The following is a 12,743-nucleotide window of genomic DNA, read 5'->3' as shown; positions in this document are numbered from 1 at the left end:
GGGGTTAGGATATGTTGAAGGATCAGGATCGCATCTTTACCAATATCTATGGCCTCAAGGACAAGTCCCTCAAAGGGGCAATGTCGCGCGGCCACTGGGATGGTACCAAGCAGATCATCGAAAAGGGTAGAGACTGGATCATCAACGAGATGAAGGCGTCAGGCCTTCGTGGTCGCGGTGGTGCAGGCTTCCCGACCGGTCTCAAGTGGTCCTTCATGCCGAAGGAGAGCGACGGTCGTCCGCATTACCTCGTTGTCAATGCGGATGAGTCCGAACCCGGCACCTGCAAGGACCGCGAGATAATGCGCCACGATCCGCATACGCTGATCGAAGGCTGCGTCATCGCCGGTTTCGCCATGGGCGCCAACACGGCCTATATCTATGTGCGCGGCGAATACATGCGCGAGCGTGAGGCGCTCCAGGCTGCCATCGACGAGTGCTATGACGCCGGAATTCTCGGCAGAAACAACAAGTGCGGCTGGGATTTCGACGTTTATGTCCATCACGGCGCCGGCGCTTACATCTGCGGCGAAGAAACGGCCCTGCTCGAAAGCCTCGAAGGCAAGAAGGGCCAGCCGCGCCTGAAGCCGCCGTTCCCGGCCAATATGGGCCTCTACGGCTGCCCGACCACGGTCAACAACGTCGAGTCGATCGCCGTTGCCCCTACCATCCTGCGTCGTGGCGGCGCCTGGTTCTCGTCGTTTGGCCGTCCGAACAATGTCGGCACCAAGCTGTTTATGGTCTCCGGCCACGTCAACAAGCCCTGCACCTTTGAAGAAACCATGGGCCTGACCTTCCGCGAGATCATCGAAACCCATTGCGGCGGCATCCGCGGCGGCTGGGACAACCTGCTCGCGGTCATTCCGGGCGGCGCATCCTGCCCGGTCGTCAAGGGTGAAGACATGGCCGATGCGATCATGGACTTCGACGGCATGCGCGAAGTGAAGTCCTCGTTCGGCACCGGCGGCATGATCGTCATGGACAAGTCGACCGACATCATCAAGGCAATCTGGCGCATCGCGGCCTTCTTCAAGCATGAGAGCTGCGGCCAGTGCACGCCGTGCCGCGAAGGCACCGGCTGGATGATGCGCGTGGTTGAGCGCATGGTGAAGGGCAATGCCCAGAAGCGTGAAATCGACATGCTGCTGCAGGTTTCGAAGCAGGTTGAGGGCCACACGATCTGTGCGCTGGGTGACGCGGCTGCCTGGCCGATCCAGGGCCTGATCCGCAACTTCCGCCCGGAAATCGAAAAGCGCATCGACCAGTACACCCGCAACGCGATCGCCCACGGGGTGGTCATGGAAGCGGCAGAGTAAGGGACAAAAGGGATGACGAGCTCTTCGGACAAGGGCGGGAAGAAGGGGCCGGACGAACCGGCGTCGGAAACTCGCGCTCCCGAAGGTCTCGACGACCTGATGACCAATCCGGCGGCCGCGATGGCCGCCGCAACCGCCTTCGGCTTCGGCATGGCGGCGCAGATGAGCAAGTTCTTTCTCGGCTCCCTCCAGGGTGCCATGGAAGTGACAGGCCAGCTCGCGCGGCAGCTGGAAGAAGAACGCAAGGCGGCGGAGGCTGATACGGTGGCCGAGCCCGAGACCAAGGTCGAGGCGCAGGCCGAAACGCCAGAACCAGCGCCCCCTCAGGCGAAGGTGAAGGCGGAAAAGCCGGTTGCGTCGAAGGTGAAGGCCAAGGCTGAAGCGCCGGCAAAGCCGGTCGCGGCCAAGGTTGAAAAGCCGAAGCCGGCACCAAAGGCAAAGGCGGTCGCGAAACCTGCGGCCGCGCCGAAGGTCAAGGCGAAGCCTGAACCGAAGGTCGAGGTCGCCGCTCCGGCACCGAAGCCGAAAAAGGCCTCCGGCAAGGCCGACGATCTGAAGAAGATCGACGGTATCGGCCCGAAGGTCGAGCAGGTCCTGAAGGGCAGGGGCATCACCCGCTATCAGGATCTGGTGGCGATGGACGAGGCGGCGCTAACTGCGCTGGACAAGGAATTGGGTCTCGACGGCCGCGTGCTGCGAGACGACTGGGCAGGCCAGGCGCGCCGATTGGCGGGCGGCAAGGCTCGGTCAGGCAAATCAGATTAGGGTCCGGCGGCGCGGGGGCGATGCGCTGGGCTTGAGGGATAAAACGGGCGGCTTTTCATCCGGAAGGGACGAGGGTCGTCAGTCGCGGCAGGAATGCCACGGCAAGATGCGCGGAAGCGTGAGGCAGGAAGGCAAATATGGCAAAGCTGAAGGTCGACGGTAAAGAGATCGAGGTTCCGGATCATTTCACGCTGTTGCAGGCGTGCGAGGAAGCCGGCGCCGAGGTTCCGCGCTTTTGTTTCCATGAAAGACTGTCGGTTGCCGGCAATTGCCGGATGTGCCTTGTCGAAGTGAAGGGTGGCCCGCCGAAGCCGGCAGCCTCCTGCGCCATGGGCGTGCGTGACGTGCGCGGCGGCCCGAACGGCGAACTTCCGGAAGTTTTCACCAACACGCCGATGGTCAAGAAGGCCCGCGAAGGCGTGATGGAATTCCTGCTGATCAACCACCCGCTGGATTGCCCGATCTGCGACCAGGGTGGCGAATGCGACCTGCAGGACCAGGCCATGGCCTTTGGTATCGACAGCTCGCGCTACACCGAGAACAAGCGCGCCGTCGAAGACAAGTATATCGGACCGCTGGTCAAGACCGTGATGAACCGCTGCATTCACTGCACGCGCTGCGTCCGCTTCACCACCGAAGTCGCCGGTATTGCCGAACTCGGCCTGATCGGCCGTGGCGAAGACGCCGAGATCACGACCTATCTCGAGCAGGCAATGACGTCTGAGCTGCAGGGCAATGTCGTCGACCTCTGCCCGGTTGGCGCGCTGACCTCCAAGCCTTTCGCCTTCACGGCCCGTCCGTGGGAACTGAACAAGACCGAATCGGTCGACGTCATGGACGCGCTGGGTTCAGCGATCCGCGTCGATACGCGTGGTCGCGAAGTCATGCGCGTGATGCCGCGCGTCAACGAGCAGATCAACGAAGAGTGGATCTCCGACAAGACCCGCTTCATCTGGGATGGCCTAAAGACCCAGCGTCTCGACCGCCCCTATGTAAAGAAGGATGGCCGTCTGCAGCCTGCAAGCTGGGCTGAAGCCTTTGCTGCCATCAAGTCGGCTGTCGCTTCGACCTCGGCTGACAAGATCGGTGCTGTCGCCGGTGACCTCGCTTCCGTTGAGGAAATCTTCGCGCTGAAGTCGCTCGTCAACGCTCTTGGTTCGTCGAATACCGACTGTCGCCAGGATGGGACGGCACTCGATCCGTCGCTCGGCCGCTCGACCTACGTCTTCAATGCCGGCATCGAAGGCATCGAAGCCGCCGATGCGATCCTCATCGTTGGTGCGAGCCCGCGCTACGAAGCCGCCGTTCTCAACGCCCGCATCCGCAAGCGTTGGCGCCGTGGCGGCCTGCCGATCGCTCTGATCGGTGAAGGCGGCGACCTTCGCTATCCTTATGACTACCTCGGTGCTGGCACCGAAACGCTGGCCGAACTCGTCTCCGGCAAGAACAACTTCGCCGAAGCGCTGAAGGCCGCCAAGAACCCGATGATAATCATCGGCCAGGGCGCCCTGTCAGGTCCTGATGGCAAGGCCGTTCTCGCGAACGCCGCCAAGCTGGCAGCCGATGTGGGTGCCGTGACCGATGAGTGGAATGGCTTCTGCGTGCTGCACACCGCAGCCTCGCGAGTCGGCGCTCTCGACCTCGGCTTCGTGCCGGGCGAGGGGGCAGTTGCTGCCGGTCAGATGCTGTCCTCCCTCGACGTAGTCTTCCTGCTCGGCGCTGACGAACTCGATTTCTCGGCCAAGACAGCCAAGTGCGTCGTCTATATCGGCAGCCACGGCGACAACGGCGCGCATTACGCCGACGTCATCCTGCCGGGCGCGACCTACACGGAGAAGTCGGGCACCTGGGTCAACACTGAAGGCCGCGTCCAGATGGGCAACCGTGCCGGCTTCGCGCCGGGCGAGGCCCGCGAAGACTGGGCGATCCTGCGTGCACTTTCCGATGTGCTCGGTAAGAAGCTGCCCTTCGATTCGCTGTCGCAGCTGCGTGGCCAGCTCTATGAAGCCTACCCGCATTTCGCCGAGATCGACGAGATCGCAGCCGGCTCTTCGACCGATATTGCTGCACTGGCGAAAAAACCCGGGAAGATGGGCAAGTCTCTGTTTGCGTCGCCGGTCAAAGACTTCTATTTGACGAACCCGATCGCACGCGCTTCGGCCGTCATGGCTGAGTGCTCGGCATTGGCCCGCAACAATTTCAAGGCCGCGGCAGAGTAAGGGCAGGGGACCATGGATAATTTCGTTTCCACCTATGTGTGGCCGGCGGCCATCATGATCGGGCAGTCCCTTCTGCTGCTCGTCTGCCTTCTGGTCTTCATCGCCTATATCCTGCTCGCAGACCGCAAGATCTGGGCAGCCGTTCAGCTGCGTCGTGGCCCGAACGTTGTCGGCCCCTGGGGTCTCTTCCAGTCTTTCGCCGACCTTCTGAAGTTCGTCTTCAAGGAGCCGGTCATTCCGGCAGGCGCCAACAAGGGCGTCTTCCTGCTGGCCCCGCTCGTTGCTGTGACTTTGGCGCTCGCGACCTGGGCCGTCATTCCGGTCAACGCCGGATGGGTGATCGCCAACATCAATGTCGGCATCCTCTTCGTCTTCGCGGTCTCCTCGCTCGAAGTCTACGGCATCATCATGGGTGGCTGGGCGTCGAACTCGAAGTACCCGTTCCTCGGTGCGCTTCGCTCGGCAGCGCAGATGGTGTCCTACGAAGTCTCGATGGGCTTCGTCATCGTCACCGTTCTGCTCTGCGTGGGTTCGCTCAACCTGACCGACATCGTGGTTGCCCAGAACAACGGCCTCGGCACGATGATGGGTCTCCCGGCCTCCTTCCTCGACTGGCACTGGCTGGCGCTCTTCCCGATGTTCGTGATCTTCTTCATCTCGGCATTGGCAGAAACCAACCGTCCGCCCTTCGACCTTCCGGAAGCCGAATCCGAACTCGTGGCCGGCTTCATGGTCGAATACGGCTCGACCCCGTACATGATGTTCATGCTCGGCGAATATGCGGCCATCGTTCTGATGTGCTCGCTGACCACGATCCTCTTCCTCGGAGGCTGGTTGCCGCCGGTCGACGTCTGGTTCCTCAACTGGGTCCCGGGCATCATCTGGTTCGTGCTGAAGGCGACCATGGTCTTCTTCATGTTCGCCATGGTGAAGGCATTCGTTCCGCGCTACCGCTATGACCAGCTGATGCGTCTCGGCTGGAAGGTCTTCCTTCCGATCTCGCTCGCCATGGTCATCATCACTGCATTCGTGCTGAAGCTGATGGGTTGGGCGTAATGACGCCCTCCCGGACACTTGGCTGATTAGGAGAACAAGATGGCTGCTCTGACCCAGGCTATCAATTCGATCTTCTTGAAGGAGTTCGTCGGCGCATTCTTCCTGTCGATGCGCTACTTCTTCAAGCAGAAGGCGACGATCAACTACCCGTTCGAAAAAGGGCCGGTTTCGCCGCGCTTCCGGGGCGAGCATGCGCTGCGCCGCTATCCGAACGGCGAAGAACGCTGCATCGCCTGCAAGCTTTGCGAGGCGATCTGTCCTGCCCAGGCCATCACCATCGAGGCCGGGCCGCGCCGCAACGACGGTACCCGCCGAACGGTGCGTTACGACATCGACATGGTGAAGTGCATCTATTGCGGTTTCTGCCAGGAAGCCTGCCCGGTCGACGCGATCGTCGAGGGACCGAACTTCGAGTTCGCCACCGAGACCCGCGAGGAACTTTACTTCGACAAGGCACGCCTGCTCGACAACGGCGACCGCTGGGAACGTGAAATCGCGCGCAATATCGCGATGGATGCTCCCTACCGCTGATCCCTTCGGGGTCGATCGCCTGGGGCGGGGCGCGGGGCCTCGCCGGGCACATATGAAATTGTAACGGGCGTGCCGATGGGGATATCGGTCACGCCTTATCGGGCGGCGGGGCAGGGCCCTCGTCCGGGGGAAGATGAAAAGGCACCAACATGGGTCTTCAGGCTCTCTTTTTCTATCTCTTCGCCTTTGTCGCGGTGGCTTCGGCCTTCATGGTGATATCGGCACGGAACCCGGTCCATTCGGTCCTGTTCCTCATTCTGACCTTCATCAACGCCTCGGGCCTGCTGCTCCTCATCGGGGCTGAGTTCCTGGCGATGATCCTGCTGGTGGTCTATGTCGGCGCGGTCGCGGTTCTCTTCCTCTTCGTCGTGATGATGCTCGACATCGACTTCACCGAACTCCGGGCAGGGGCCGCGAAATACGCGCCCATCGGCGCGCTGGTCGGCCTCATCGTCGCGGTTGAACTCGTGGTCGTCATTGGCGGCAGCGCGATCAGCCCGGAAGCGATGAACGCGATCACCCAGCCGATCCCGGCGATTACCGAACGTCAAAACACCCAGGCGCTCGGCGACGTGCTCTATACGGACTACGTCTTCTTCTTCCAGATCGCGGGCCTTGTCTTGTTCGTCGCCATGATCGGCGCGATCGTGCTGACGCTGCGCCATCGCACCAATATCAAGCGCCAGGACATCTCCGCCCAGGTCGCCCGCACGCCCGAGACTTCCGTCAAGGTGGTCAAGGTCAAGCCTGGCCAGGGCGTCTGAGCCGAGTACGAGGTCAAGGAACAGAAAAATGGAAATCGGTCTTTCCCACTACCTCACGGTCAGTGCCATCCTCTTCACCTTCGGGGTCTTCGGCATCTTCCTGAACCGCAAGAACATCATCGTCATCCTGATGTCGGTCGAACTGATCCTGCTCGCGGTCAACATCAACATGGTGGCCTTCTCGACCTTCCTCGGCGATCTCGTCGGCCAGGTCTTCGCACTGTTCATCCTGACGGTCGCCGCCGCTGAAGCGGCCATCGGTCTCGCGATCCTGGTGGTCTTCTACCGTAATCGCGGCTCCATCGCCGTCGAAGACGTCAACATGATGAAGGGCTGATCGGGTCATGATCTACAAGGCTATCGTCTTTCTCCCCCTGATCGGCTTCCTGATTGCCGGCCTGTTCGGTCGCCAGATCGGCGCCAAGGCATCGGAATTCATCACCACCGGTCTGATGATCATCGTGGCTGTCCTGTCCTGGATTGTCTTCTTCAACGTCGCCATGAGCCATGAGGCCCACGAGGTCATCAAGGTTCCGGTCCTGCGCTGGATCCAGTCCGGCGGCATCGACGTCGAATGGGCCTTCCGCGTCGACACGCTCACGGCTGTTATGTTCGTGGTCGTCAACTCGGTGTCGTGCCTCGTCCACCTCTACTCGATCGGCTACATGCACCACGATCCGCATCGGCCGCGCTTCTTTGCCTATCTGTCGCTCTTCACCTTCGCGATGCTCATGCTCATCACGTCGGACAACCTGCTGCAGATGTTCTTCGGCTGGGAAGGCGTGGGCCTGGCGTCCTATCTGCTGATCGGCTTCTGGTACAAGAAGCCGTCGGCTTCGGCTGCCGCCATGAAGGCCTTCATCGTCAACCGCGTCGGTGACTTCGGCTTCATCCTCGGCATCTCCGCACTCTTCGTGATGTTCGGCTCGATCAACCTCGAGACGATCTTCGCCTCGGCACAGTCCTATTTGCCGACCGATCCTGCAGCCGCTCCGGAAGTTGTTCTGAACCTCTTCGGCATGCAGCTCGACCGCAGCCATGCGCTTACCGGCGCCTGCCTTCTGCTCTTCATGGGCGCGATGGGTAAGTCGGCGCAGTTCCTGCTGCACACCTGGCTGCCGGACGCCATGGAAGGCCCGACCCCGGTTTCGGCGCTCATTCACGCCGCAACCATGGTCACCGCTGGCGTCTTCCTCGTCGCTCGCATGTCGCCGGTCTTCGAACTGTCGCCGGATGCCCTGACCGTCGTCACCATCGTCGGTGCGATCACCGCCTTCTTCGCCGCGACCGTCGGTCTGGTGCAGAACGACATCAAGCGCGTTATCGCCTATTCGACCTGCTCGCAGCTCGGTTACATGTTTGTGGCGCTCGGCGTCGGCGCCTATGGTGCTGCCGTCTTCCACCTCTTCACGCACGCCTTCTTCAAGGCGCTGCTGTTCTTGGGTGCCGGTTCCGTCATCCACGCGGTCGATGGTGAGCAGGACATGCGCTACATGGGTGGTCTGCGCAAGCACATCCCCGTCACGTTCTGGGCGATGACGATCGGCACGATCGCCCTGACGGGTGTCGGCATTCCGGGCACGTTGATCGGTACGGCCGGCTTCTTCTCGAAGGACTACATCATCGAGTCGGCCTTTGCCTCGCATTCGGCCGTCGGCGGTTTTGCCTTCACCCTGCTGGTGATTGCGGCGCTGTTTACGAGCTTCTATTCGTGGCGCCTCGCCTTCCTGACCTTCTTCGGCAAGCCGCGTGCCTCTGCCGACGTCATGCACCATGTGCATGAAAGCCCGCAGGTGATGCTGATCCCATTCTACCTGCTCGGCTTCGGCGCTCTGTTTGCCGGTTTCATCTTCCACGACTACTTCTTCGGCCATCACTATGCCGAGTTCTGGAAGGGAGCCTTGTTTACGCTGCCGACCAATGCGGTTCTGGAAGAATTCCACGATGTTCCGAAGTGGGTGAAGTGGAGCCCGTTCATTGCCATGACGCTCGGCTTCGTCACCGCCTGGTACATGTATATCAAGAACCCGTCGGCGCCGAAGAAGCTCGCTGAACAGCAGTGGATGCTCTACCAGTTCCTGCTCAACAAGTGGTACTTCGACGAGCTCTACGACTTCCTCTTCGTTCGGTCCTCCAAGGCGCTCGGCCGCTTCCTCTGGAAGAAGGGTGACGTTGCCACCATCGACGCCTATGGCCCGAACGGCATTGCCTCGGCCGTCGGCGGCCTGACCCAGAGGGTCGTCCGCCTGCAGTCTGGCTACCTCTATCACTATGCCTTCGCGATGCTGATCGGCATTGCGGCCCTCGTTACCTGGATGATGCTCGGGAGCTCCCTCTGATGACCGATTGGCCCATTCTCTCGACGGTCACCTTCCTGCCTCTGGTCGGCGTGGCTCTGCTTCTGCTGACCCGTGGTGACACCTCTCTCGGCCGCCGCAACATCCTGAACGTCTCGCTGCTGACGACGGTCTTCACCTTCGTCGTGTCGCTCTTCATCTGGATCAACTTCGACAATTCGAACACCGGCTTCCAGATGGTGGAGAAGCATGCCTGGCTCGGCACGGGTATTTCCTACCATGTTGGCGTCGACGGCATCTCGATGCTGTTCGTCATCCTGACGACGCTGCTCATGCCCTTCTGCATTCTCGCGAGCTGGACCTCGGTCGAGAAGCGCCTGAAGGAATACATGATCGCCTTCCTGGTGCTCGAGACCCTGATGATCGGCGTCTTCGTGTCGCTCGACATCGTGCTCTTCTACGTCTTCTTCGAAGCCGGCCTGATCCCGATGTTCATCATCATCGGTGTCTGGGGTGGCAAGGATCGCGTCTACGCATCCTACAAGTTCTTCCTCTATACGCTGCTTGGCTCCGTGCTGATGCTGCTTGCCATCATGGCAATGTACTGGGATGCCGGCACGACCGATATTGCAGCGCTTCTGCAGCACGACTTCCCGCCGCAGATGCAGACCTGGTTGTGGCTTGCCTTCTTCGCCTCGTTCGCGGTGAAGATGCCGATGTGGCCCGTCCACACCTGGCTGCCGGACGCCCACGTTCAGGCACCGACGGCCGGTTCCGTCATCCTGGCGGGTATCCTCCTGAAGCTTGGCGGCTACGGCTTCCTGCGCTTCTCGCTGCCGATGTTCCCGCTGGCGTCGGACTTCTTCGCGCCCTTCGTCTTCACGCTGTCGGTCATTGCCATCATCTACACCTCGCTGGTCGCGATGATGCAGGAAGACATGAAGAAGCTGATCGCTTATTCGTCTGTCGCCCATATGGGTTACGTGACCATGGGTATCTTCGCCGCCAATCAGCAGGGCGTGCAGGGTGCGATCTTCCAGATGATCAGCCACGGCTTCGTCTCCGGCGCGCTCTTCCTCTGCGTCGGCGTGATCTATGATCGCCTCCATACCCGCGAGATCGCGGCCTATGGTGGCCTGGTCAATAACATGCCGAAATATGCGCTCGCCTTCATGGTCTTCACCATGGCCAATGTCGGTCTGCCCGGCACCTCCGGTTTCGTCGGTGAATTCCTCACCCTGATCGGCGTCTTCCGCGTCAACACTTGGGTTGCGCTCTTTGCCGCAACCGGCGTCATCCTTTCGGCGGCTTACGCGCTCTGGCTTTATCGCCGGGTCGTGTTCGGTGCGCTTGAGAAGGAGAGCCTGAAGACCATGCTCGACCTCAACACCCGCGAAAAGCTGGTCCTCTACCCGCTGGTCGCCCTCACCATCTTCTTCGGCGTCTACCCGGCTCCCATCCTTGATGCGACCGCGGCCTCCGTCGACAATCTGGTGAACAACTACTCCGCAGCCTTGCAAGCAGCCCAGTCCCTGGCGCTGATTGCGAACTGACGACAGGATCCTTTGGACATGACCGTTGAAACTCTCATTGCTAGCCTGCACCTGGTCACGCCGGAACTGATCCTGGCGGTCGGCGCCATGGTGCTGCTCATGATCGGCGTGTTTTCGGGCGAGAAGTCGAACAGTGTCGTCACGGGCCTGGCGATCGCTTTGCTGATCTTCTCGGGTGCCTGGCTCGTCTTCTCCGGCGCGGAAGGAGAGGCCTTCAACGGCGCCTACCTCGCCGACGGCTACGCCACCTTCATGAAGGTCCTCGCCCTGATCGGTTCGGTCACGGCGATGATCATGGCGGTCGGTCACGCCCGCTATGACCATCTCGACAAGTTCGAATTCCCGGTCCTGCTGGTACTCGCGACCCTCGGCGTCATGCTGCTGATCTCGGCCAACGACCTGATTGCCCTTTATCTCGGCCTCGAACTGATGTCGCTGGCGCTCTATGTGGTCGCGGCGATCAACCGTGACAGCCTGCGTTCAACGGAAGCTGGTCTCAAGTACTTCGTGCTTGGTGCGCTGTCCTCGGGCATGCTGCTCTACGGCATGTCGCTGGTCTACGGCTTCACCGGCAACACCGGCTTCGACGAGATTGCTGCCGTTCTGTCGCAGGGCGAACCGTCGCTCGGCCTGATCTTCGGTCTGGTCTTCGTGCTGGCCGGTCTGGCATTCAAGATTTCGGCCGTCCCGTTCCACATGTGGACGCCTGACGTCTACGAAGGCGCGCCGACCCCGGTCACCGCCTTCCTGGCCGCGGCCCCGAAGATCGGCGCCATGGCCATCTTCGTCCGCATCGTCATCGACGCCTTCCTGCCGATCTTCGCGGAATGGCAGCAGATCGTCGTCTTCATCTCGATCGCCTCCATGGTGCTCGGTTCGGTCGCCGCGATCGGTCAGAAGAACATCAAGCGACTGATGGCCTATTCCTCCATCGGTCACATGGGCTATGCGCTGGTCGGCCTCGCCGCCGGCAATGACACCGGCGTCGCCGGCGTCCTGCTCTACATGATGATCTATCTGGTGATGACGCTCGGCACCTTCGCCTGCATCATGGCGATGCGCCAGAAGGAAGGCGGCAATGTCGAGAACATCGACGATCTCGCCGGCCTCTCGACCACGCGCCCCTTCATGGCGTTCGTGCTGACCGCCCTGATGTTCTCGCTCGCCGGCATCCCGCCGCTGGCAGGTTTCTTCGCCAAGTACTTCGTCTTCGTCGCCGCGATCGAAGCCAAGCTCTATGCGCTCGCCATCATCGGTGTCCTCGCCTCGGTCATCGGCGCCTACTACTACCTGCGCATCATCAAGGTGATGTGGTTCGACGAAGCCAAGGGCGAGTTCGCCCGCACCTCGATTGAGCTGCGCCTCGTCTTCGGTCTCTCCGGTCTCTTCGTTGTCGGTTACGTCCTCTTCGGCGGACCGCTCGGCACGGCCGCAGAAGCAGCTGCAAAGACGTTGTTTAATTGACCAGCTTCGGAAGACCGCGCCGGATTTCGCTTGATGATTTCCGGCACGAGGCCCTGGACGATGTTTCGTCTACCAACACGGAAGCCTTCGCCCGCGCTCGCGCGGGCGATTCCGGTTTTTTATGGGTAACGGCAGAACGCCAGACCGGTGGTCGCGGCCGACGCGGTCGCCAATGGGTCTCGGAGCGAGGCAATCTTTATTCGACCCTGCTTCTGATTGATCCCGCACCGACCGAGACTCTGGCCTCTCTGCCGCTGGCCGTGGCAGTCGCGGTACACGCCGCCATTCAGACGGTCATTCCTGCCGGCGGAGAACCGGTGGAGATCAAATGGCCGAATGATGTCCTGATCGGACGCAAGAAAACCTCTGGCATCCTGATCGAGGCGGAGCGTCTGGCCGATGGTCGCATGGCGTTGGCCATCGGCATCGGAATCAATATCAAGGCCCGCCCGGATCTGGCGCTTTACCCGGTGACCTCGCTCGCCGATCAGGGCGCCTCGATTTCCCCTCAGGAGCTTTTCGCCCACCTCTTCGCGGAGATGGCCGAGGTTCTGTCCGTCTGGGACGAGGGCAGGGGCATTGCCGAGATCGTCCGGCGCTGGCGGCGCGTCGCCTGCGGGATCGGCGAGAAAATCACGGTGAACCTGCCGGATCGCTCGATTTCCGGTATCTTTTCCGGAATCGATGATAAGGGAATTTTGTTGCTCGACCGGGGCCCCGACGGAATGATGTCGGTTGCCGCCGGAGATGTGTTTTTCGGGTAGACTGGATCGGAAGT

11 protein-coding genes are annotated in these 12,743 nt (G+C 61.2%); all 11 read left to right on the top strand.

The window, feature by feature from the left end; genetic code table 11:
* The first annotated feature begins 11 nt into the window (after positions 1 to 11).
* Positions 12 to 1,316, top strand: a complete 1,305-nt coding sequence (gene nuoF / locus J2045_RS13300) for an NADH-quinone oxidoreductase subunit NuoF (protein WP_307373475.1) — start codon at positions 12 to 14, stop codon at positions 1,314 to 1,316.
* Positions 1,317 to 1,328: 12 nt separating this feature from the next.
* Entirely contained in the window at positions 1,329 to 2,081 is a 753-nt protein-coding gene (locus J2045_RS13295) for a helix-hairpin-helix domain-containing protein (RefSeq protein WP_307373473.1), read from the top strand.
* 137 nt (positions 2,082 to 2,218) lie between these two features.
* On the top strand, positions 2,219 to 4,300 hold the full coding sequence (nuoG, locus tag J2045_RS13290; protein ID WP_307373471.1) for an NADH-quinone oxidoreductase subunit NuoG: 2,082 nt from the start codon (positions 2,219 to 2,221) through the stop codon (positions 4,298 to 4,300).
* Positions 4,301 to 4,312: 12 nt separating this feature from the next.
* Positions 4,313 to 5,356, top strand: a complete 1,044-nt coding sequence (gene nuoH, locus J2045_RS13285; protein ID WP_102019675.1) for an NADH-quinone oxidoreductase subunit NuoH — start codon at positions 4,313 to 4,315, stop codon at positions 5,354 to 5,356.
* Between the two features lie 39 nt (positions 5,357 to 5,395).
* Positions 5,396 to 5,887 (top strand): NADH-quinone oxidoreductase subunit NuoI, encoded by a 492-nt coding sequence (nuoI, locus tag J2045_RS13280; RefSeq protein ID WP_307373468.1) that lies wholly within the window; start codon positions 5,396 to 5,398, stop codon positions 5,885 to 5,887.
* Positions 5,888 to 6,036: 149 nt separating this feature from the next.
* Complete coding sequence (locus J2045_RS13275) at positions 6,037 to 6,651, top strand: NADH-quinone oxidoreductase subunit J (RefSeq protein WP_307373464.1); 615 nt, start codon at positions 6,037 to 6,039, stop codon at positions 6,649 to 6,651.
* Positions 6,652 to 6,679: 28 nt separating this feature from the next.
* Entirely contained in the window at positions 6,680 to 6,988 is a 309-nt protein-coding gene (nuoK, locus tag J2045_RS13270; protein ID WP_307373461.1) for an NADH-quinone oxidoreductase subunit NuoK, read from the top strand.
* A 7-nt stretch (positions 6,989 to 6,995) separates the two neighbouring features.
* Positions 6,996 to 8,990 (top strand): NADH-quinone oxidoreductase subunit L, encoded by a 1,995-nt coding sequence (gene nuoL, locus J2045_RS13265; RefSeq protein ID WP_307373459.1) that lies wholly within the window; start codon positions 6,996 to 6,998, stop codon positions 8,988 to 8,990.
* Complete coding sequence (locus tag J2045_RS13260; RefSeq protein ID WP_307373458.1) at positions 8,990 to 10,501, top strand: NADH-quinone oxidoreductase subunit M; 1,512 nt, start codon at positions 8,990 to 8,992, stop codon at positions 10,499 to 10,501. The genes nuoL and J2045_RS13260 overlap by 1 nt, the downstream gene beginning before the upstream one ends.
* Before the next feature lie 18 nt (positions 10,502 to 10,519).
* On the top strand, positions 10,520 to 11,965 hold the full coding sequence (nuoN, locus tag J2045_RS13255; protein ID WP_307373456.1) for an NADH-quinone oxidoreductase subunit NuoN: 1,446 nt from the start codon (positions 10,520 to 10,522) through the stop codon (positions 11,963 to 11,965).
* Entirely contained in the window at positions 11,962 to 12,729 is a 768-nt protein-coding gene (locus J2045_RS13250; RefSeq protein WP_307373454.1) for a biotin--[acetyl-CoA-carboxylase] ligase, read from the top strand. Before nuoN ends, J2045_RS13250 begins: the two co-directional genes overlap by 4 nt.
* Positions 12,730 to 12,743 lie beyond the last annotated feature (14 nt).

The organism is Peteryoungia aggregata LMG 23059, assembly GCF_030814435.1.
Taxonomy (GTDB): domain Bacteria; phylum Pseudomonadota; class Alphaproteobacteria; order Rhizobiales; family Rhizobiaceae; genus Allorhizobium; species Allorhizobium aggregatum.
Note: the sequence above shows the minus strand (reverse complement) of the source record. Positions and strands in the feature narration are given on the sequence as shown.